We start from the raw sequence: 23,093 nt of genomic DNA on the forward strand, positions 1-23,093 counted from the left end.
CTAATCACTCAACCCTTCGCTGCAAAGCAGCGAGCAATCCCCTCTTCAACCGTCACCGGCGGAACCCAACCCAAGGTTTCTTTGGTATGGCTTATATCCACCTGCAAATTACCGCAAAGCCGGTCTATTACCGCCTGCTTACCGGTTAGTTTCGCCGCCAGCTTTAACCAACTTACCGGCACCGGCATAAGCCACGGCGTTTTACCGGCAGCCCGTGTCATCATTTGCAGCAGCTCTGTGGTAGATACATCCTGGTCGTCGCTAACCAAAAAAATTTGATTCGCTGCCTTGGGGTGATCTATGCAGGTAACAATTAAATCGACCAGGTTATCCAATGCCACCAGGCTGCGTTTATTATGAATAGCACCCAGCGGCAACGGCAGGTTTTTCCGTGCCAAATTTAACAACTTGCCAAAGTTACCCGGCGCATTGGCGCCATAAACCAGCGGCGGCCTTATAATGACTACTTCCATACCGGTGTCAGTGGCAATTTTCCGTAGGCCTATTTCAGCTTCAAGCTTCGATACCGCATAATCTTCTACCGGTGCAGGCGTATCAGTCACCTGAAACGGTTCCGCGCTCTCTATACCGTGCACACCGATTGAGCTTAAAAAAATAAAACGCCCAACGCCAGCATCTGCCGCCAAGCGAGCAAGCGCCAATGTTGCATCCCTATTCACTTTACGAAACTCTGCACGCGATTCGGCACAACTGTCAGACAAAATATGCGCCCTGGCAGCCAAGTGAATTAAACAATCCACCCCCTTAAAATCCAACTTGCTTAGCTGTGCGCTATCAAAGTTACTTACACGATGAACAGTAACAGCTTCAGAGATATTAAGTGCATTCGCATGACGTACTACCGCAGCTATTTCACTACCATTTTTCAGCAACAACTCTGTGAGAAACTGGCCAACAAAACCGTTAGCTCCAGTAAGCATAATCGTCATAATTTTGCTGCCACTTGCTGATAAACTCGTTCAGTGTCGTTGATCATACGCTCTAAGGTAAAGTGTTCTTGGTAGCGGGTTCGAGCTGCCATCCCCATAGTTGCGCGTAATGAAGCAGAACTGATCAATTGCTCAAAGGCGTTAAGTAAAGCGGAGTCATCAGTGGGCGCTATTAAAAAGCCACATTGCTTATCTATAGTCTCACTAACGCCCCCCACGTCGGATGCAACAACGGGTAGGCCGAGGCTCATAGCCTCCAGGATAGTCAACGGTAAACCTTCCCAATGAGATAACAGTACAAAAGTATCAGCCGCCGCTAAGCGACGTGGTACATCAGTGCAAGCACCGCTAAAGGTGACCTTAGCGGCGATACCCAGCTGCCGGCAAAGCGCCTGTGCAGCAGGCAAACCCGGCCCATCTCCAACAAGCTCTAAATGCCAAGGCAACGCAGTAAGCTGCGACAGTACTCTAAGTAGTCGCGGTTGATCCTTGGGTTGCTCAAAACGTGCAACCATAATCAGCCGTACTTCTGCTTTTTCGCAATGTTGTACCACACCTGTGTGCTCAGCTTTGTCCGCAACACCATTGTGTACTAATGTCAGACTTGATGCAGTCGCCACCCCATTTTGCAAAGCCAGCGCTTTGTCATAATCGGATACAGCAATAATTTTAGCGGCCAATGGTGCTGCAAGTCGTTCTAAAACCCGATACAACCAGCGTCTTTTTGCTGAAACCCCCTCAGTGAATGCCCATCCGTGCGCAGTAAACACACAAGGTACATCAGTTGCTTTGCAGGCTAACCTCCCCAGCAACCCAGCCTTGGAGGAATGTAAATGCACCAGATCCGGCTTAAATTCTCTGATAGCTCGCTTTAACTCAAAATACGCCTTAAGATCCTTTAACGGATGAATTTGGCGCATTAAAGATGGCACAGATGATATGGATAAATTAAACTCTGCTGCGCGCTGCTGCAGAATACCTATACCACCAACAAGGATATGTACATTATAATTTCTTTCTTGCAGACCTGCCGCTAAATCAAGTAAATGCACACTAGCGCCGCCCATTACATCTGAGCGGGTAATAATAAAAAGAACTTTTAAAGCAGAGTGTCTAAACATCAGCATTCCAAACCTGCAGATATGAGCAAACCATCTTATCCACACTAAAATTAGATACTATCCTCTCACGACAATCAGCACTTCGCTTCTCCCAGGATTTGCTATCACGGTAACATTCAATCGCGGCAACGATTGCGTCAGCCAGCTTTTCAGCGTCTTTTGCCGGAACCACCCAACCGGTGTCTCCAACTATAATTGCTGCATCACCTACATCAGTTGTAACACAAGGCGTACCGCAGGCCATGGCTTCGCATAGCACATTTGGAAATGCTTCAGCTACTGACGACAATATATGAATATCCAACGCGCTCATTACAGCAGGTATATCACTACGTAAACCAAGCAATATAACGTGTTCGTTCAACCCCAAAGCACTTATTAAACCCGCCAGTAGTGTGTTGTCTTGTGTCATTTCGTTGCCTACCAGACAACAGCGGAATGCGACGCCTCGTTGAACAAGTAACGCCAACGCATCCAGAAGATTTCTATGATCTTTAGCTGGGTCAAATCTACCTACACAGCCAAGTAACGGAAGTTTTTTTAACTGCCCAATCTCAGCTAGAAAGATATTTGCCTGGTACTGATTAAAGTTAAAGTTATTAGTGTCATAACCATTGTTAATAACAGTCATAATAGATTTTCTATAATTGGCCTCAGCATGAACCTGTAACGATTTGTTAGCGCAACAAACTATTTTTGAAGGTACGATATAACTTAAATAGCTACAAACTTTTGATACGAAAATTGTGCTTCTTTTATTCACACCAGGGATAAGATTCGTATTATGAACCCCCCATATTATCCTCTTCACACCGGCAAACTTAGCTGCCAAGCCGCCAAGCAAGTCAGCGTGGTACATCCAAGTCTGTACAGTATCGGGCTTGTATTGCCTGATCAATCTGAACAAATAAATAAAGCTGCGAAAGCTGAAACTGCCTCGTGACATGCCTAGCGTTCTAACTTTAATCCCGTCCGCTATCAGCAATGGGCCATACTTTCCTTCAGATTGTAAACAGATAACGATATTATCGACGTCCTTCTTGCTGTTAAAACATAAGCTGTATAATGCTGCCTCAGCCCCTCCAGCATCAAGTGATGCTATAACATGAACGACTTTCATTATTTTCTATGCCTTTCTGATTACTCAACACTAGGAATGTTACGAAGTACAACAATGATACCGGTGGTATCAAGAAATCACCTATGACTGCCCCACCTAAGAAAAACACTATAGAATATACAAAAATAACAGCCCCCGAAAGGCGACTCAGCGCAAGACAATATAAAAAAACCATAACATACATCAAGACGGCTATAATACCACTCACAGCTGCTATAGACACAAAAGCCGAATCAGAAATGAAAGATGAATCGACCCCAAAAACAAGGCTCCCCGGAAGCTCATCAAACAAACGATAAAACGTAGCAGCGGTAGTGTCCTCCCTGCCAGAGAAAGAGTCATCGACTTTAACTGAAAACGTCCTGGATACTATATGCCCTATGCCAGCTTCGAAAGCGAAGTATACCGCCAGAAGTAAAAAAGAAAACGCAAGAAACAAAACAAAAAAATAGGTAAGTTTTATCTTTAAAGTGTATAAAAACATTTTCTTATTAAGAAATAAGGCAGAAAAAGACAAAAAAGAAAAAAGAACAAATCCCGTTCTAGATCCAGACAAGATAATAATTATCAAAACCAAAAACAAATAAAAATAAGACCTTTGCACAAACAAAAAATAAAATGAAAGAAAAATTGTTAACGCAGCCGTGCTAAGGGATGAGCCGAAAAGGGTCCTGACTCGCAGCACGTCGGGCCTCTTGTCACCGTAATTTTCAATGAAATCTTTATAAATAGAAATACTTAAAACATTCAACTTAACCATTAACTCTATGAAAGACACCATCAATATAAGAATAGCGATAAATCTAACAGCACTACTGAGCTCTTTAACTGAAAAACTTTGAAAGGAAAAAACAAAGCAAAATGCTATCATAGGCACAAAAACAACCATGTTAAAGCCAGCATCGAATATGTAATTAACACTAAAAAAAACTAGGGAAAGCAACACATATGACAATATAAAAACGTCCGCATACCCCCCAACTCCAGCAATCCTGAAAAACATAACAAAAATAACTGACAAAAACACCAATAAGAAAATAGCCGGTGAAATAAAGATAAAAAAATCAGTCAATGACAAAAATAGCAGAATAAAGAAAAACGAGATCAAAAGCTGCCTATACAACATAAATGTAGAGTCGCGCAAATTAACATATCTTATTTTGATAGAGCAATTCATACCACTTATCCGCTATATCTGAAGATTTATAAGGCTTAGCACTATCCAAAATAGGTCTCTCTTGCCAATTTAAACGCAATGCAATAGAAATATTCTCCGCCAATTTCTCAGCATCAAAGTCTCTGACGAGGTAGCCATTAACACCATCCTTAACAATCTCAGACGGCCCGCTTTGGCAATCAAATGAAACCACCGGCGTTCCAACCGTAATAGACTCGACTAGGACATTGGGAAACCCCTCGTACATCGACGTCAACAACGTTAACCGCGCCCTCTGGTAGTATGCACCGATATCTTGTGAGTACCCCTCAAAATCAACATAATCAGTTACATTTAACGTAGCGGCTAACGCTTGAAGTTCTGGTTTAAGACTGCCATCACCCACAAATTTCAGCCTTAAACCCCGAAAATCTTTAACAATTAACGAGAACGCCGCTATTGCATAATGGAAAGCTTTTTGCTCCTCCAGCCGACCTACGCACAAGATAAAATTTTCTTTCGCGACTTTCAGCTGTGATTGTTCCTCTGCTAACTGCTCAATACATCGATTCACCGGATTGTAAATAACACTCGTTTTGTCACGGCTAACGTCGGTAACATCAATAAAGTCTTGCCGCATGCCCTCACACTGATTAACAATATGATCAACATAACGGTATAATTTTCTGGTAAGAAACCCGACAAACAAGTCTTTTATTGATATTTTTTCACGCAAGGTATTCTTCGACAAATTATTAATATTTCTAGCGATAAGTCTGAACTTGAAACGAAGACAAGGTCGTAACATTACCATAACTACCATCAACTCGTAATTAAAAGCAATAACTGTTGATGGCTTGGTTTTGTTGAGATGCCGAAGCAAAGGTAGAAATGACGCTCTGGCATGTTGCACACCTAACGATGTCAATTTCACACTGCCTGACAACTGTCTTTTATTTATAGCATTGTCGAGGTTCAATACTAACAACTCAATACTTCCCCCCCTATCTGCTAAGCTACTGCAAATATTGACACATACTCCTTCGGCCCCCCCCCCAGCAAGAGTACTAATTAAGCAAGTGACCCTTTTTGAACTATCCATTTAAATATCTATTCCAATTTGCCCAAGCCGATAGTAAATATATGCGATATATTAATTGCCCAGATAAGTGAGCATACTTATGTTTGCTTTGCATTGTACCCTTAAGACGAGTAATAACTTTTTCTAACCCAGGCTTCTGCCAAAGCTTACAACTTTTTATTTCTGAAATAATATGATCCCAGTTCTGCAAGACAATACTGCTGAAATCATAAGTCCAGCCCATTTTGCCTATAGCATCAGAATCAAGCTCGACACGATCTTTAAGAATTTTACGCAAGGTTAGTTTATTTTTTAATTGATGTCTGTCAAACAGATGGCTCTCAGGCATCTTCCCAAAGTAATAAGCCACTTGTGAATCCGTAAATGGTAGAATAATTTTCGCACCTATGACGTCAGAAAAATTATGTAACTTTCTAATCATCCGCTCGGTAATTACTCTTGTTGAATATATATCCGTTTTAAAATCAAAAATGTCCCAATCTTTTCTTAAATCTGATTCTTTAGACCAATACGGAAGAACAGAACAAGTATTAGGGTAAATTTGCTCGCAATCTCTTAATGATAATCCGGATGTTCCAAACCATTCTGCAGGTGTACGCAGCAATGTATTAACTCTGTTCTCAGAATTTATATAGTTACGCACAAAACCGAATTTAGAAGTAAATCTGGCGTAAGGAAGAACCATTTTCTGCATTTTATCGGGGGGGGACATCATATGACTGTCGTTACCATCTCCAAAAATAAGATTGGAGCTTCTTAATTCCGGCTCCTGAAAGGCATATAGAGGATAAGCTAGCGTGACATTATCAGTGCAAGGAAAAGGCGCATTAATAAAATAGTTTTCTATAGCTTGGTGATGCGCTTTTTGAAGTTGATCGACTTCATGCAATATCCTGTGCTTAAAGCCTAGCTTTTTAGCTATTTGACGACTGATTTCACTTTCATCTAGTGCACCTTTAGATTTGTGAGTAATCAAGGTTATTTTATCTTGCCAACCAGCTTCTGCCAACGCAAGCGCAATAGCATTGCTGTCCTTACCTGCGCTGTGAAATAGAAAACTAGGCTTAGTTTCATCAAGGCGCGAAATAGTTGCTTCTGCCAACATTTTAAGAACTAAGTCTTCATCAGGCTCCATTTCAGTTGCCAATAGCCGATTAGCATTCATAAATGGAAATTCGTGGCTGAACGTAACTTGCACCCTACCATTTTCCGTACTAACCAAAGCTCGATCACCAATACCGACAATATAAATATCTTGATAAGCTGTTTTTGGCGGTGGTACTACTCCACTTTGTAACAAAAACGAAAAACCTTCATGCGATATATTTAACGGCTTTGGCAATCGAATGTCGTTCAGCAAAGTCGTTATTGATTTGGAGTAGAGGAGAGTCAATTGATCTTGAGGCCAATAAAGATATATCGGAAACTCACCAGCAAGATCCGATTCAAGAACAAACCCCACTTGCCCAAGGACGTATTCATCAACCATGCCTTTTATCCTTAATGGTATTGTTTTGCCAAATATCAAGATACTGCTGAGCAACCTTTATATATGCATGCAGTTCTACTGCAAACTGTCGAGACTCATAGCCGATCGAACTTATTTCAGCCTTGTTTTTAACGAGCCATTCTAATTTTGAATAGATATCAGCGACATCTGGCCGTATAGGAATCAAAGGAGATTTTTCAAGATTAAATTCCTTTAGAAACTCTGATTCGCCCCCCCCAAGTACAACTTTACCCATGGCAAGATTGTACACACCATTGACACCAGCAGAAACCGAATAGGCTTGATCTATTACTACATTTACGCGCCTTAAAAAATCTAAATATGTGTCCAGTGGCATTTTACCATCGATAACACATTCAACTTCATCTGGATAATTTCGCTGCAACTGCATCATAGCTTCACGAATTAACGGTGTACCTTTATCTCCCTCTCTATTTAAACCATGAAAAATAATGACTTTGCCTTTTACAAGGTTATCTTGATAAATAACTTTATCAATATTTATAGGTATTGGTACTGTTGGACAAAGTTTAATATGTTCAGCATTACGATATCCTTCTGCATATTCATACATAATAGGTATGTAACCATCGATTTTACTAAAAAACCATTTATTATAATCACGACCTTTAGGTGTTTGACTCCACATGTCAGGAGAGATTTTTTTTATTTCCTTATAAAACTGAGGATACTTGTATTTTTTTTCCAGAAAATCTGCAATTAAAGTTGTATTGGATGTAGCACCTGCTCCAACTAAAAAAACTTTTTTATTAAATTTAAAGATGTAATTAACAAGTATGCGATTTATACCCATAAATCTAGGGAATACTACAGGAGATACAAATTGAACCACATCATATCTTATGAGCTTTGGCAGAGCTCTAACGAGACTTGTAACAGCCAGCAGTCTACCCACAAGACCAGACTTAACCGCTCCTAAATTCAGATCAGCATCAATTTTTTTCCATCCATCACCACTTGACGCTATTGTGACATCATGGCCTAATTCGACCAATCCCTCTTTCAAGTTTTTATGCAACGCGCTGAACTCACCCAACAAAAGAATTTTCAAAGCCATTTTTCTCTAGTTTTATAAGAAATAACTATAAAATACAGCGTATAATTAGCAGCATAGGCCATTACTGCACCTTCCAACCCATAAATTGATATGAAGAAAAAGCTAAAAAAAACAAACAAAAATGAAAAAACAATTTCAGTAATAATATATAAATCTCGCATAGCTTTCGCATGCATTATGTAAGCAAAGAGTAAGGCAGATATTCTTATTGTGTCACCTAAAAGCTGCCATTTAAAAAGATTTCGCATTGCAGAAAACTCACCAGAAAAAAGCACCCACACGATGAAGTCCCTCAAAATAAACACCGACAGAGACATAATGATCACAACGGGAACTATTATCTTAAATCCAGAAAGAATTTCTTGGCGAAGTTCAGATTTATTATTAATTTCTGACAACCTTGGCAGATAGTAAACTGTTAACGCTGTCGTCACAACCATCAAATAAGTGGTTGATATAAATAAAACAGCTTGCCAATAACCAGCCCCTTCAAGTCCTACATTATCGACTATATAATTCCTTACAATCATCTGTGAAACAGGAACCGTAGCCGCAGTAGTTAGCGCCATAGAAGAGTAAGTCAGTAGTTTCTTAGCTTCAACAGTGTTGAATTTATTCAAGAAATTTTTTAATTTTATTACTTCATGCTTTCGCAAGAGCCATATGATTATAAAAAATATGATAGATTGATTTGTTACCAGTGCAATCAGGGCACCATCAAGGCGCCAAAAAAAAATAAGCAATGATGTAAAAACCAAGCTAAACAAACTTTGAATAATATTAATGAGAATGAACTTTTTAATTTCTCGCAAACCATTCAATATTGAAAGAAGCAACTGATTAAGGGAAAAGAATATCAAGGTCACACCAAGAACTACTACTACATAACTTAATGCGACCTCATGCAACCAGTTTTCGGCAATGTAACTTGAGCTGTATATACATATGACACCAACAAAAATGGAACATGCTGTTGTCATGGCTGCTGCGGTACTTATGTGCGAGACCGTTTTAGAATTGTTAGAGCCATACTCTGCGATGTATTTAGTGACCCCGTTATTAATTCCACCTCGTGCTAAAGTCATAGCAATCTGACTGATATTTTGAAACTGACCAATAACGGCCAAACCTGCTGGTCCAATGAATACAGCTACAGCTTTATTTATAATAATCCCAGATAGAATTTTTATTATTGTTGCCATAAAACTCAGAGCTGAGGTTTTAATTAAGTTCATCTTAATACCTTGGCACACAGAGTCAGAATTACAGACACTATACTTTTCATGCTGTCAGCGTTGAAATCAGCTAAATTCATTTATTACAGCAATAACTTTATCAATTTCTTCGTTACTAAGCACAGGGCTCATAGGAATGCTTAACACTGTTTCGTGAATTTTTTCTGTTAATACTAGCTCTAAATTATTCCAACCTGAATAAGCGGCTTGTTTATGTGGCGGGACAGGGTAGTGAACAAGAGTATTTATACCGTTTTCACGCAAATGACATTGTAATTTTTCTCTATGCTCCACTTTTATAACAAATAGATGGAAAACATGTTCACCTATACCGCCATACTTTGGGAGCTGAATAAGCGGATTACTGATTTCGTTCATGTATCTATTAGCTACAACCTGACGTTGCTCAGTTTCTTTAAATAGATACTTTAACTTAACACGTAAAAATGCAGCCTGAATTTCGTCCAGTCGACTATTGACGCCTTGATAGAGGTTTTCATATTTTTTATGGGAACCATAATTACGTAAAGCTCTTATTGTATTCGCGAGTTCAATGTTATTAGTAGTAATTGCTCCAGCATCACCTAACGCACCCAAGTTTTTCCCTGGGTAAAAGCTAAACCCGGATGCATGTCCCCAGTTACCCGCTTTTTTACCGTTAATTTCGGCGCCATGTGCTTGTGCACAGTCTTCTAATACCAATAGATTGTGTTGCTCTGCTATTTGCATTAACTCTGGCATCGGCGAAATAAGTCCATACAAATGCACTGGCAAAATAGCTTTTGTATTTGGAGTAATCGCAGCTTTAACCTTTTCAGGACAAAGGTTGTAAGTATGCTCATCAGGTTCAACAAGCAACGGCTTTAATCTATTCTCAGTAATCGCAAGAATTGAGGCGATATAAGTGTTTGCCGGGACAATAACTTCATCCCCCTCTTTCAGTTTGCCCAGTTCTTTCCAAGCTCGCAGTACCAAGATAAGAGCGTCCAAGCCGTTGGCAACTCCAATGGCATATTTTGTACCGCAGTATTCGGCAAACTCTTGTTCAAATGCTTTGAGTTCTTCACCCATAATGTACCAACCTGAGTCTATGACTCTCGATGCGGCAGCTTTTAATTCATCTGAGTACTGCTCGTTAATGGATTTCAAATCTAAAAAAGGGATCATGTCATTCCTGTGAATATCTAATTATTTTTGCCGGGTTTCCAACAACTATGGCGTAATCTGGTACATTTTTAGTTACAACTGCACCTGCGCCTACCATGGCATATCTGCCAATAGTAACACCTGGAAGAATAGTCGCATTTGCACCAACACTAGAGCCCTTTTTCAAAATTATCCCTGAAAAACTATCTGGATACTTTTTAGAGCGAGGCATTAGGTCATTGGTTAAAGTTGCATTTGGACCAAGAAACACATCATCTTCGATTCTTGTTCCTTCCCAAATATACACACCAGACTTTACTGTCACATTATCGCCAATTACGACATCGCCCTCGATAAGGGTATGCGCACAGACATTACAATTTTTACCAATTTTTGCACCCTTTAGGATTACAACGAACTGCCAAATTTTTGTACCATCACCTATTTCACAGGGGGCTACATCTGCTAAGTTATGAATAAAACTCATGATTTAACTTGTTCTAGAAAATCTTCGTAGTCACGAATATAATCGGCCTCATCATAGTGTTCACTTGCAAAAACTATTAGAACGCAGTCCTTTGAAAAATCGTGCATTTCACGCCAAACCATATCAACAATAAATAGACCTTTAGCGGGGCTGTCGAGCAACACCGATTCTCTCTGCAGGCCGTTGTCTAGTTCAAAACGACACTGCCCAGAGACACAAACGGCAAGCTGCTTCAAATTTTTGTGCGCGTGAAACCCTCTTGCAACATTATCTTTGGTGTTGAAAATATAATAAGCTCGCTTAATATCGAAAGGCACCGTATTATTCGCTTCAATTGAAACAAGCGAACCACGGGCATCGCCTAAGACTGGTAATTCAATAAGATTAATTAATGACATATCACTTCTTAATTAAAGATAGCAAATATTGACCGTATGAGTTCTTGCTCATAGTGCTACCAAACTTCAAAATTTCATTCTCTGACAACCATTTATTATTGAAAGCAATCTCTTCTAAACATGCAATTTTAAAACCTTGTCGATGTTCAATCGTCTGTACGAATTGAGCAGCATCATTCAAGCTGTCATATGTTCCTGTATCAAGCCAAGCAAATCCCCGCCCTAATAACTCCACATGTAAATCACCCCGCTTCAAGTATTCGCGGTTAATACAGGTAATCTCAAGCTCACCGCGGTTCGAGGGTTTGATACTCTTAGCAATGTCGATAACATCGTTGTCATAAAAATACAAACCGGTAACGGCAAAATTTGAGCTAGGTTTTTTGGGTTTCTCTTCTATAGATATGGCTTTCTTTTGGACATCAAACTCAACCACGCCGAAACGTTCAGGATCCTTTACCTCATACCCAAACACCGTCGCGCCAGTTTGCCTGGAGGCAGCTTGTTTTAACTTGGGGCTAAAGCCCTGGCCATAAAAAATGTTATCACCCAACACTAAGCAGACGCTATCATCACCAATGAAGTGCTCACCAATGATAAAGGCTTGCGCCAAACCATCCGGCGTCGGCTGAATAGCATAACTGAGACTAATACCAAAATCACTGCCATCGCCCAACAGGCGCTGAAACGCAGCCAGATCATCCGGCGTGGTAATAATCAGAATGTCACGAATCCCAGCCAGCATCAGCACGGATAACGGGTAGTAAATCATTGGTTTGTCATATACCGGCAACAGCTGCTTAGATACGCCGCGGGTAATAGGGTAAAGCCGGGTGCCGGAGCCACCTGCTAATATTATTCCTTTCATTCTCGATCTCCCTGCCCTAAGCGCTCTAACTGATAACTACCATCAAGCACTGCCTGCCACCAGTCTTTGTTGTTTAAATACCACAGCACAGTTTTGCGCAGGCCGCTTTCAAAGGTTTCTTCTGGCTTCCAGCCCAGCTCACGCTCTATTTTACCAGCATCAATAGCGTAGCGTAAATCATGGCCCGGACGATCCTGAACATAAGTAATGAGTGATGAGTGTTTAGTGTTGAGTGGGTAGCCACGCTGGTGCATTGGGGCAAGTTCGTCCATTAGCTCGCAGATTGCTAGTACCACTTCGATATTTTGTTTTTCGTTATGGCCGCCGATATTGTAGGTTTCACCTACTTTGCCTTCGGTTACTACCTTGTACAGTGCACGGGCGTGATCTTCTACGTACAACCAGTCACGGATCTGATTACCCTTGCCGTACACCGGCAACGGCTTACCTGCCAATGCATTGAGAATCACCAGCGGTATCAGCTTTTCCGGGAAATGGTAAGGGCCGTAGTTGTTGGAGCAGTTAGTAACAATAACCGGTAAGCCGTAAGTCCGGTGCCAGGCTCGGACCAAATGGTCAGAACTTGCTTTACTTGCTGAATAAGGACTACTGGGTTCATAAGGCGTAGTTTCGGTGAATAAATCATTGGTACCGTGCAAATCACCATATACCTCATCAGTTGAGATATGGTGAAACCGGAAAGCCTGTTTACGCTGTTCCGGCAAAGCCTTCCAGTAATTCCGTGCAGCTTCAAGCAAAGTGTAGGTGCCGATTATATTGGTCTCCATAAAGGCAGCTGGACCATCAATTGACCGATCGACATGACTTTCTGCAGCCAAGTGCATAACTACATCCGGTTGATGTTTAGCAAAAATGTCTTGCATTGCATAAGCATCACAGATATCGGCGTGCTCGAAAATATAACGGTCATTAGCAGATATTGATATTAACGAATTAACATTACCGGCGTAGGTTAGCTTGTCGACATTAATAACAATATTATCGTTACAAGAAATAATGTGGCGGACTAACGCTGAACCTATAAAACCGGCACCACCAGTGACCAAAAATTTCATTTAAAACCCTGCTTCAGATGATTTTTTTGAAAAATTGCGAACAATTACAAAAAGGATGCTAAAAACCCCGCCTAAAAATGCAGATAAAATCACAATCATCGCCCGTCGAGGTTTGCTTTTTAACTCAGGAACAATAGCTGGATCAACTGTTTTAAAAACATACTCGTCACGCACATTTGCTAACATTACTGTTTGTGTTTGCTCTTCGATCAAGGAGTACAACGTGCTTCGCATATCCGCAACATTGGTACTTTGTATTTGCTGATTTAAATAAGTAATACTATTTTGCGCTTCCGACAAGTCTCTACTACGCATTTCGTTATTTATTTCTTTTACCAATAACTCCACCCACTGCTGGGCAAGATAAGGTGAGTAATGCTCAATGGAGAGCTTAACCATGCCGGTTTTAACGTCTTCTGTTATATCCAGCATCTTCAGAAAAGTCTCGTGAACCTCCAGCAAAGATGGTTGAGGCTGAAATGGTGCTTTTACCTTTCTCACCCATTTTTTATTTACTGCATCGTATAGCTCTTCGTCTATTTGCAGAACATCCCCAGATCGCTGCCAACCTTTTGACGCCATAACAGGCACCAAAAGATCGTATTTTTCTATAAAGCGACCGATAAAGGTTCTGGATTTTAGAATTTCTAACGCCAATACGGTTTTATCATCACCTCCATCGCCTAAATTAACACCGGCTAAAGCTGCAAGCCCCCCCAACTGCCCAGGCATTTTAAGTGCGGAGCTTTCAGACACCGGCGCAAGCAGAACCTCACTTTTATATATATTTGGCAAACTTAACGCATAAAATACTGAGGCCACTGCAAACACAAACGTTGTAGCGATAATAATCCACTTGCCGTGCCAGATAACGGCGAATAGCTCGCGCAGGTCGATTTCGTCATCGGCTGCCTGAGGGCGCTGGGTAACATGTTGTTGGGACATAAACATCCTTTAAGGTGACTAGCTCGCTTCGCGAGCGGTAACTGTTTGTATTTCGTGACTAGCTCGCTTTGCGAGCAGTAACTGGTAACTTGTCACTGTTGCCGCAGGCAACTCGTCACTGCTGCATAAGCAGCTTGTCACCGTTTGTTATTAAAACGAATTAAGTGCAGCGATGGTAATAGCGCTCTGATAGAAAATCTGCGTTACCTGAGCCCATAAACTTAAGCTGTCTTTGTACTCGGTATCCAGCGGTACGATAACAGTGTCGCCGGGTTGCAGCTGATCACTGGATACAGCAAACCAACCCGTATTAGGTACCATAACCGAGCCATCTGCGCGGATAACATAGGTACGCTCACCGTCTGCACGTTTACGCAGGCCACCGGCCAAGTTTAAATATTCATCTAACGACAACCTGGCATCGAACCTGTGCGTGCCGGCGTGCTGCACTTCGCCCAGCACGGTAACGGCACGATTAACGCGCGGTACAAATAAGCGATCACCATTTTCTACTGTCATATCATAGGCCGGGTTAGCTGCCATAACTTGCTCTAAATTCACCACCAGCCTACCCATCGGCTGTAACTTTTCCAGTTCCTCGATCATTTTCATCGCATCGGCCGGTGTAATATTCGCGCGTTCAGCAGATAGCGCACGGGTAGCAACATCAGACTTCAATTGCTCTACCAGCTTGGCATATTGCATTATCTCTTTTTCTTTTACCTGCTCACGGGTAAATACCGAGCCAAATACAAAGGCGTTTTCAGTTACACCGCCGGCACGGGCGATAACCTGGGATAAGGTTTCGCCCTGCTGAATAATATAGGTGCCGGGGAAGCGTACTTCGCCCTCGATAAACACTTCGCGTTTATCTTCCCACCCTGGGGTGCTGAATACGTTTAAGCGGTCGCGGTTATGTAAGGCAATATTGTCGTTACCGCCGGCCAATGCTTGCTGCAGGTTAAGGCTAATATGTTCAACACGGATACCGCTGCGCTGTGTGTCCTGCCGGATTGTGCGGCTAAGCTCGGCGCGGCTGATATAGGTGGCATCGTTTAAGCCACCGGCGGCGTTAACTAAATCGGCTACTTTAGCGCCACGGGTAAGCGGGTATTCACCGGGTACCCGCACGGCACCACTAACCGATATCAGTGCCAGGCTGTTATCTACTCTGGCCTGCAACTTTAGCTGTTTAAGTATAGGGTACAGCAATTCCGTGCGACTAAGATGCTGACTTAACTGCAACTTGTCGTTGTCACTAAAGATGTCGTTAAACAGGTTTTTCAGCTCCGCCAGCAATAACTCGTCTTGTTGTTGCTTACTCAGCACAACACCTTCCGTTACGGCAGCGCCGTTGACCGGGGCATCTGCAACAATTAATTGCGGGGGTAACTCAGCTGCCTGCACTTTTTCCAGCGCTGCGTTTGATAAGTCCTGCATTAACCAGCGTTGGTCCTGGTTATCGTCTATTTTTGCCAAAATAGTATCGCGCAAATATTGGTTAAGTTTGTTGCGGCTATACATTTGGTCGGCGTAGTGAAACAGCAGCACTTTATCACGCGGGGCTAACTGCAGATCATCAGCACTTCCGGGTGTTGCCAGCGCTTTGGCAGGGCTAAAATGCAGCAGCTCGCTTATTGTGCCGGGTGCGGCTTCACGCACTATCAAGGCATAATTCAATTCTGCGGTTGGCAGTAAATCTGACCAATGGTGGCGAATTAAGTCGGTAATTCTGATGCCGTCATGCCAGGCATAAAAACCCGGCCTTGCTGCAGCGCCGGCGATAATAATTTGATTCTGAATTTGTGCTGATGCCGCAGCTATGCGCAGTACATCACCATTTTGTACCGCTTGCTGCTGTGTTGTGCTGTTGGTCAGATCTAAATTTTGCAAACTGCGGGCATTGTTACTGAAACGCTCCAATACAGCTGTACGCGGGGATGCACCGGCGGCGGCACCACCGGCCATGCTCAGCAGGCTGCTAAGGGTGTCAGAGGGCTTTAATTCGTATAATGCCGGACGTTTAACTTCGCCTTTTACCTCGGCCATGGCTTTTACCGGCGCGACAAACACCACATCGCCATTTTGTAAATGAATGTCGCTGCGGCTATCGCCACGCAGCAACAGATCATACAGGTCAAATTCACTTACCGTTTTACCGGCGCGCTTTACGGTAATTTCACGCAGGCTGCCAATATCTGATACACCACCTGCGACAAATAATGCCTGAGTAACGGTAGTCAGCGCTGACACTGCATAAGCACCCGGGTATTTTGCTTCGCCGACGACAAAAATATTAATGGTGCGCAGCGGCCCCATACTTACTGCCGCTTCAACGCCGATAATGCTTTGGCGCACCCGTTCAGAAATTAACTCACGCGCCTGGTTAAAACTTAAACCGCCTACAGTAACCGGGCCTACGTCGGGGATAACTATGCGACCATCGCGGTTTATACTAAGCATTAATTCTGAGCTTTGTTTGCCGTACAGCTGTATTTGTAACTCGTCATCGACACTGAGGATATAATTGTCCGGCACCGGCATTACCGACACCGGAGCAAAGGTACTGATACTGGCGTCAAATAAGGTTAAACCGAAACGTTGCGGCCCGGTCGGCTTCTTTTTATCTGCCATCTCCATGTCAGCCAACAATTCAGCGTCACGCCTGGGTTGATTAAGCTGCTGCGGAGTGCTGTTTTTATCTACCAGCCCGGTTGAGCTGCTGCCGTTTTGCTGCAACATGGCAGGGTCGATACCGTATTGCCGCGCCAAACGCTCTTGCTCGGCACGCGGTAACATTTTAAATTGCTCCAGCATTGCCGGCGATATAGCCTGGGCAACTGCCGCTAAAGGTGCCAGGGCAGCCATGCTGACCGTTAGCGTTAGTAAGAGACTTTTTACAAATTTAAGCACCCGCAAACTCCAGTGTTGTTAGTGATCCAAACAGCTTTAATTATCCGTTTAAATGGCCGTTTAAACACGCTACCGCCATTAGGTTACAGCACCCTAATGCCTGATGGTGTGAAACCTTGTTATTTGTCGCGGCTGCTACAGCCACTTTAATGCGACATTTATCCGAAAAAACTGCAGAATGTTACCGTTTTTTCGCTGATTAATCGAATATTATTACTTACTTTTGTAACGCTGCTAACCGCCGGTATTTTTTTTAACCGCTATTTGGCTGTTATCTACGGCCGCCTCTACCCACTGCCCCAGCAGGCTGATTAAAATGCTGCTGCGCTTGTCGCCTTCGGCCGTATTAAACACTGCCTGTAGCCCACTGAACGGGCCATTAATTATGCTTATCTCATCACCTTTTTTCAGCCTGGTGTCTTGCGGCTGTTGTTTCAGCTGTATTTGCTGCTCTGTCAGCAGCTGAATAAGTGCTGCAGGCACTTGGGCAAACTGCGCACCAAAACGGACAAAGTCGCTAATACCAAGGGTGGATCGCACAGCATTAATATTCAGTTCCTGCCCTGCCGGCAAATGTAAAAACAGATAACGCGGAAACAGGGGGGCAGTAATCTGCAGCCATTTATTGCCACGCAGTTTTTGCAATGTTATTTGCGGTAAAAATGAGTTGTAGCCCTGATTGGCCAGCTGTTGCTGTGCCCGTAGTTCCTGCCGGGGTTTACAGTACAGTAAATACCATTGGTTATCGGCTGAATTCACAATGTAAAACCCGTGTGTTGCAGCAGGTAACGAATTAACGCTAAGCCGATAAAACCGCAGCCGCCGGTGATTAAAATGGTCATAGTGTTACCTGTTTTAACTGCTGTAATGCTGCCTGCCACTGTGGCAACGCAATAGCAAAGGTATCGCAAAATTTACTGCAGTCAAGCGCGGAGTTAGCCGGCCGGGTTGCTGCACCAGCATATTGCGCACTGCCAACCGGCATAACGCTGACCGGTATTTGCTGCACAGCGAAAATAGCTTGCGCAAATTGATACCAGCTTACTGCCGGCTGCCCGGCCAGGTGATATACGCCATAGGCTACACTGCCCTGCAGCTGATAACGCTGCAGCAGTTGCAGCACTATAGCCGCCAGATCGCCGGCATAGGTAGGGCAACCAAACTGATCATTTACCACCGATAACGGCTGTGCCGCTGATAGCCCTTGCTCTGCCAGCTTTAGCCGTTGCTGCGCCAGCCTTAGCATAGTGCGGTAGAAGTTATGGCTATATTCACTAAACAACCAACTGGTACGCAAAATTAAGTATTTAGTGCAATTGGCCTGTATCAGCTGCTCTGCTGCCAGCTTGCTGCGGCCATACACATTTAACGGTGCTGTGCTGTGCTGCTCGGTGTAAGGCACGTTGCTTGTACCGTCAAACACATAGTCGGTAGAAAACTGCACTAACAAGCTATTGTGCTGCTGGCATAGCTTCGCCAGTTGGCCTGCTGCCGTGGCATTTACGGCAAAACAGCTGTCGCTTTGCTGTTCGGCGTTATCTACTGCCGTATATGCCGCGCAGTTAAGTACCACATCCGGGCTATAAGCGGCCATTTGTGCAGCTAATGCAGCACTATCGGTAATATCCAGCTTTGCGCGGCTTAACGCCAGGCTTTGAAATTGTGACCGCTGTTGTTGCGATTGAAGCAATTGGTGTAAAAAGGCCTGGCCTAACTGACCGCTACCGCCTAACAATAGCAGTTTCATGCCAGTGCCATGTGAAAAGCCGGCGCAGCGGCATCTTTAGCTGACAGCTGTGTTGGTTGCTGCGGCCAAGCTATAGCTAATTCGCTGTCGTTCCAGCAAAAACCACCTTCGTCGGCGCTGTTGTAGTAGCTACTGGTTTTATACAGCACATCGGCAATGTCGGATAACACCAGAAAACCATGCGCAAAGCCGGGCGGTAGCCATAATTGCTGCGCTTTGTGCTCTGACAGTACTATGCCCTGCCATTGGCCAAACGCAGGCGAGTTACGGCGGATATCTACCGCGACATCAAAAATTTCACCGCGCAGTACGCTGATTAACTTGCCTTGCGGCTGTGTGCGCTGAAAATGCATACCGCGCAGCACACCTTTTACCGAGCGCGACCAATTATCCTGCAGCAGCGGCTGTGTAATACCGGCAGCCTGATACGCAGAGGCACGAAAGTTTTCCTGGAAAAAGCCGCGCTCATCGCTAAAGCGCGGCAGTTCAAACAGTAAACTGCCGGGTAAAGCACAGGGAGTGATTTTCATAACAGGCAACAACATAAAAATTTATGCCGCGATTATAGCGTAACAAAGCTGACTAAAGTACCGGGGCAGCTTTGCCGCCCCCCTGGTTTGAAGGCACTTTCTGTTAAAGCCGCAGATCACTGTCTGCCACCGGCAGTATGTATTTTAAGTCGTAAAGCACATGTTGTGGTTTGGTCAGCGCTTTAATGCCGGCAGCACCCAATTGACGAAATTCTTTATGGCCTACTGCGATGATCACCGCATCATAAGCGCCTTGCGCCGGCTGTTGTACCAAACTGATACCATACTCATGCTGCGCTTGAGCAGGGTCTACCCAAGGATCAAATACATCCGCTGCCACGCCGTACTCTTTTAACTCAGCGACAATATCCACTACCTTGGTATTGCGGATATCGGGGCAATTTTCTTTAAAGGTTAAGCCCATAATCAGTACATTGGCTCCCTGCACATGCATATGCCGGTTGATCATAGCTTTAACTAACTCGCTGACCACATAACGGCCCATGCTGTCGTTAATACGCCGCCCGGCGAGGATAACCTCGGGGTGATAACCGATAGCCTGAGCTTTATGGGTTAAATAATACGGGTCAACCCCGATACAATGCCCGCCAACCAGGCCCGGCCGGAATGGTAAAAAGTTCCATTTAGTGCCGGCGGCTAATAATACTTCTTCAGTATCAATGCCCAGCTTATTAAAAATAACGGCCAGCTCGTTTATCAGTGCAATATTTAGATCGCGCTGGGTGTTTTCAATTACTTTGGCCGCTTCAGCTACCCGAATGGAGCTGGCTTTATAGGTACCGGCGGTAATGATGCTGGCATAGACAGCGTCAATCAAGGCCGCTGCCGTAGGGGTAGAGCCTGAGGTAACTTTTTTAATGGTGGTAACGCGGTGCTCTTTATCGCCGGGGTTTATCCGCTCCGGGCTGTAGCCGGCAAAGAAATCAACATTGTATTTTAAACCGGAGATACGTTCGATAATCGGGATGCAGTCTTCTTCGGTGGCGCCGGGATATACGGTAGATTCGTACACCACTATATCGCCTGGCTTAATAACCTTACCGAGGGTTTCCGAAGCCTTTTTCAGCGGAGTAAGATCGGGTTGACGATGCTGATCTATCGGTGTTGGTACTGTCACGATGTAAAAATTGGCACCCGCCAGGCTACTCAGCTCACTGCTGTAACGCAGCAATTCTGCCTGCTGCATTTCCTCCGGACTAACCTCTAAGGTGTGATCTTCACCGCGTTGCAGCTCTGCAACCCGGCTTTGATTAATATCAAAGCCCAGTGTCGGGTATTTTTTGCCAAATTCAACCGCTAACGGCAGACCTACATAGCCAAGCCCGATAATGCCCAGCCTGATTTCAGTTAACGCGTGCATATGCTTCCTTTCCTTTTCATATCCCTGATTAAAAGAGTAGCGTAATTATTGTGCTATGTACCATGGCATTGCCAGTTTTAAACCATCGTGAATGCGATATTGCGGTTGATAACCCAGCATAGTAGCCGCCTTACTGATATCGGCCTGTGAATGGCGCACATCACCGGCGCGAAACGCGGCATACACCGGTGTTTTGCTGTATTGCAGGCCATTTTCTGCCAGCGTAGCGGCAATAGCATTAAACAAGGTGTTCAGACTGGTGCGATCGCCTACTGCTACATTAAACACTTCACTTTGCGCAATATCGGCCAGCGCCGCTTTAATATTGGCTTGTACGGCATTGGCAACAAAGCAAAAATCGCGGCTGGTTTCGCCATCGCCGTTAATTACTACGTCTTGCCCTGCTATCATCGCGGCGGTCCATTTCGGGATCACGGCGGCATAGGCACCGTTAGGGTCCTGGCGTGGGCCAAACACATTAAAATAACGCAACCCTATGCTATGAAAGCCATAGCTGCGGGAGAACACATCAGCATAAAGCTCATTAACGTATTTGGTAATGGCATAAGGCGATAACGGCTTACCAATCACGTCTTCTACCTTGGGCAGCGCCGGATGATCGCCATAGGTTGAGCTGGACGCGGCATAGACAAAACGCTTTACGCCGGCATCTCTTGCGGCAAGCAACATATTTAAAAAACCGCTGATATTAGTCTCGTTAGTGGTACCAGGGTCGTTAATTGAACGTGGTACCGAGCCAAGCGCGGCCTGATGCAGTACATAGTCGACACCGGCACAGGCTTGCTGACAGCTGCTGAGGTTACGGATGTCGGCGTTAATAAACTGAAAGTTAGCCCACTGCGCTGCACTAACCAGGCTTTTTACTTCATCCAGATTGCGCTGATGGCCGGTGGCGAAGTTATCCAACCCCACCACCTGCTGGCCGGCTTTTAGCAGGGTTTCCAGCAAATTAGAGCCGATAAAGCCGGCACAGCCGGTTACCAGCCAGCGTTTAGCCGCCGGCTGCAGTTGTTGCAGAATATCCATATTCATTCCTTTTTTTCGGTTCAGAGCGCACAGCTCTCATTATCCCGCTGTTTGTCAGCTTGCGGCGCTGACCTGCGCTTTTATCGCATCGATAATACGTTGACAACCGTTGCCGTCGCCATAAGGGTTATGCGCAAAGCTCATGCTGTCATAGTATGTCTTATCGGTGAGCAATTTGCTGACCTCCTCTACAATGCGGGCCTGGTTGGTGCCGACCAGCTTAACCGTACCGGCAGCCACGGCTTCAGGCCGCTCTGTGGTGTCACGCATTACCAACACCGGTTTACCCAACGACGGTGCTTCTTCCTGAATACCGCCGGAGTCTGTTAACACCAGGGTGCTGCGGCTCATCAGGTAAACAAACGGCAGGTAATCCTGCGGTTCTATTAAATGCACGTTTGGCGCATCAGACAGTAAACGGAATACCGGCTCGCGCACATTGGGGTTTAAATGCACCGGATAGACGATATCGCAATCCGGAAATTGTACGGCAATTTGTTTTAATGCGGCGCAAATATTGTCAAAGCCGGCACCAAAGCTTTCACGCCGATGGCCGGTAACCAATACCAGCTTGCGGCCGTGTTGGCCGTATGGAAATTGTTTAGCAAAACCGGCACTTAATGCGCTGTCGCTGTCGATTTTTTTCACTACCTGCAGCAGCGCATCAATAACCGTATTGCCGGTTACGACAATATGTGCCGGGTTAACCTGTTCATTCAGCAAGTTTTGCTTTGAAGTGTCGGTAGGCGCAAAATGAAACCGCGTAATAGCACCGGTAAGTTTGCGGTTGGCTTCTTCGGGCCAGGGGCTGTATATATTGCCGGTGCGTAAACCGGCTTCTACGTGGCCGACAGCAATTTTTTCGTAGTAGCAGGCCAGCGCGGCAGCAAAGGTGGTGCTGGTATCACCATGCACTAAGACGACATCCGGTTTAAAATCACGCAGCACCGGTTTGATGTTCAGCAGTATGCTGGTGGTAACGTCATATAAATCCTGGCCGGCTTTCATAATAGCCAGGTCATATTCTGGTTTAATATCAAATAATTGCAGTACCTGATCCAGCATTTCACGGTGTTGACCTGTTACACAAACCCGGCTGTCGATACCGCTTTGTTGTTTCAGCAAGTTAACCAGCGGCGCCATTTTAATGGCTTCCGGCCGGGTGCCAAATACGCTGAGTACTTTTATCATCGAAGATCCCTGAATGTGCAATTGGCGTAAAGCTTACCAAAAGCGCTTTTAAAGCGATAGTAAGAACCGCTAAACTAGCGCCGGCAATAATA

General features: G+C 44.3%; 21 protein-coding genes. All 21 read right to left on the minus strand.

What is annotated here, in order from left to right:
• Positions 1-8: 8 nt before the first annotated feature.
• Entirely contained in the window at positions 9-950 is a 942-nt protein-coding gene (locus ACTZWV_RS10395; RefSeq protein WP_444786485.1) for a UDP-glucose 4-epimerase family protein, read from the minus strand.
• Positions 947-2,071: a glycosyltransferase family 4 protein gene (locus ACTZWV_RS10400; RefSeq protein ID WP_444786486.1), complete on the minus strand. Its 1,125-nt coding sequence runs from the start codon at positions 2,069-2,071 to the stop codon at positions 947-949. Before ACTZWV_RS10400 ends, ACTZWV_RS10395 begins: the two co-directional genes overlap by 4 nt.
• Positions 2,064-3,191 (minus strand): glycosyltransferase family 4 protein, encoded by a 1,128-nt coding sequence (locus ACTZWV_RS10405; RefSeq protein ID WP_444786487.1) that lies wholly within the window; start codon positions 3,189-3,191, stop codon positions 2,064-2,066. The genes ACTZWV_RS10400 and ACTZWV_RS10405 overlap by 8 nt, the downstream gene beginning before the upstream one ends.
• The gene (locus tag ACTZWV_RS10410) at positions 3,160-4,368 is read right to left on the minus strand and encodes a hypothetical protein (RefSeq protein WP_444786488.1); all 1,209 of its coding nucleotides are present in this window, start codon (positions 4,366-4,368) and stop codon (positions 3,160-3,162) included. The genes ACTZWV_RS10405 and ACTZWV_RS10410 overlap by 32 nt, the downstream gene beginning before the upstream one ends.
• A complete protein-coding gene (locus tag ACTZWV_RS10415; RefSeq protein ID WP_444786489.1) occupies positions 4,337-5,449 on the minus strand; it encodes a glycosyltransferase in 1,113 nt (370 codons plus the stop codon). The genes ACTZWV_RS10410 and ACTZWV_RS10415 overlap by 32 nt, the downstream gene beginning before the upstream one ends.
• Positions 5,442-6,938: an asparagine synthase-related protein gene (locus ACTZWV_RS10420; RefSeq protein WP_444786490.1), complete on the minus strand. Its 1,497-nt coding sequence runs from the start codon at positions 6,936-6,938 to the stop codon at positions 5,442-5,444. Before ACTZWV_RS10420 ends, ACTZWV_RS10415 begins: the two co-directional genes overlap by 8 nt.
• The gene (locus ACTZWV_RS10425; protein ID WP_444786491.1) at positions 6,931-8,037 is read right to left on the minus strand and encodes a hypothetical protein; all 1,107 of its coding nucleotides are present in this window, start codon (positions 8,035-8,037) and stop codon (positions 6,931-6,933) included. The genes ACTZWV_RS10420 and ACTZWV_RS10425 overlap by 8 nt, the downstream gene beginning before the upstream one ends.
• The gene (locus ACTZWV_RS10430) at positions 8,028-9,272 is read right to left on the minus strand and encodes an O-antigen translocase (RefSeq protein WP_444786492.1); all 1,245 of its coding nucleotides are present in this window, start codon (positions 9,270-9,272) and stop codon (positions 8,028-8,030) included. The genes ACTZWV_RS10425 and ACTZWV_RS10430 overlap by 10 nt, the downstream gene beginning before the upstream one ends.
• A 66-nt stretch (positions 9,273-9,338) precedes the next feature.
• Entirely contained in the window at positions 9,339-10,439 is a 1,101-nt protein-coding gene (locus tag ACTZWV_RS10435; protein WP_444786493.1) for a DegT/DnrJ/EryC1/StrS family aminotransferase, read from the minus strand.
• Between the two features lies 1 nt (position 10,440).
• On the minus strand, positions 10,441-10,905 hold the full coding sequence (locus tag ACTZWV_RS10440; protein ID WP_444786494.1) for an acyltransferase: 465 nt from the start codon (positions 10,903-10,905) through the stop codon (positions 10,441-10,443).
• Positions 10,902-11,303, minus strand: coding sequence for a sugar 3,4-ketoisomerase (locus ACTZWV_RS10445; RefSeq protein ID WP_444786495.1), 402 nt, complete (start codon positions 11,301-11,303; stop codon positions 10,902-10,904). The genes ACTZWV_RS10440 and ACTZWV_RS10445 overlap by 4 nt, the downstream gene beginning before the upstream one ends.
• A 1-nt stretch (position 11,304) precedes the next feature.
• A complete protein-coding gene (gene rfbA / locus ACTZWV_RS10450) occupies positions 11,305-12,171 on the minus strand; it encodes a glucose-1-phosphate thymidylyltransferase RfbA (RefSeq protein WP_444786496.1) in 867 nt (288 codons plus the stop codon).
• Complete coding sequence (rfbB, locus tag ACTZWV_RS10455) at positions 12,168-13,247, minus strand: dTDP-glucose 4,6-dehydratase (RefSeq protein WP_444786497.1); 1,080 nt, start codon at positions 13,245-13,247, stop codon at positions 12,168-12,170. Before rfbB ends, rfbA begins: the two co-directional genes overlap by 4 nt.
• The gene (locus ACTZWV_RS10460; RefSeq protein ID WP_444786498.1) at positions 13,248-14,192 is read right to left on the minus strand and encodes a Wzz/FepE/Etk N-terminal domain-containing protein; all 945 of its coding nucleotides are present in this window, start codon (positions 14,190-14,192) and stop codon (positions 13,248-13,250) included.
• Between the two features lie 150 nt (positions 14,193-14,342).
• Complete coding sequence (locus tag ACTZWV_RS10465; protein WP_444786499.1) at positions 14,343-17,105, minus strand: SLBB domain-containing protein; 2,763 nt, start codon at positions 17,103-17,105, stop codon at positions 14,343-14,345.
• A 234-nt stretch (positions 17,106-17,339) separates the two neighbouring features.
• Positions 17,340-17,864, minus strand: a complete 525-nt coding sequence (gene rfaH / locus ACTZWV_RS10470) for a transcription/translation regulatory transformer protein RfaH (RefSeq protein ID WP_444786500.1) — start codon at positions 17,862-17,864, stop codon at positions 17,340-17,342.
• A 79-nt stretch (positions 17,865-17,943) separates the two neighbouring features.
• On the minus strand, positions 17,944-18,852 hold the full coding sequence (gene rfbD, locus ACTZWV_RS10475) for a dTDP-4-dehydrorhamnose reductase (RefSeq protein ID WP_444786501.1): 909 nt from the start codon (positions 18,850-18,852) through the stop codon (positions 17,944-17,946).
• The gene (gene rfbC, locus ACTZWV_RS10480; protein WP_444786502.1) at positions 18,849-19,382 is read right to left on the minus strand and encodes a dTDP-4-dehydrorhamnose 3,5-epimerase; all 534 of its coding nucleotides are present in this window, start codon (positions 19,380-19,382) and stop codon (positions 18,849-18,851) included. The genes rfbD and rfbC overlap by 4 nt, the downstream gene beginning before the upstream one ends.
• A gap of 103 nt (positions 19,383-19,485) precedes the next feature.
• Positions 19,486-20,763 carry a Vi polysaccharide biosynthesis UDP-N-acetylglucosamine C-6 dehydrogenase TviB gene (tviB, locus tag ACTZWV_RS10485; RefSeq protein ID WP_444786503.1) on the minus strand — a complete coding sequence of 426 codons (1,278 nt, stop codon included), beginning with the start codon at positions 20,761-20,763 and terminating at the stop codon, positions 19,486-19,488.
• Positions 20,764-20,808: 45 nt separating this feature from the next.
• Positions 20,809-21,810 (minus strand): SDR family oxidoreductase, encoded by a 1,002-nt coding sequence (locus tag ACTZWV_RS10490; protein ID WP_444786504.1) that lies wholly within the window; start codon positions 21,808-21,810, stop codon positions 20,809-20,811.
• A gap of 54 nt (positions 21,811-21,864) precedes the next feature.
• Entirely contained in the window at positions 21,865-23,001 is a 1,137-nt protein-coding gene (gene wecB, locus ACTZWV_RS10495; protein WP_444786505.1) for a non-hydrolyzing UDP-N-acetylglucosamine 2-epimerase, read from the minus strand.
• Between the last annotated feature and the right edge of the window lie 92 nt (positions 23,002-23,093).

This window comes from Rheinheimera sp. NSM, from assembly GCF_052380015.1.
In the GTDB taxonomy this organism is placed as follows: Bacteria; Pseudomonadota; Gammaproteobacteria; order Enterobacterales; family Alteromonadaceae; genus Alishewanella.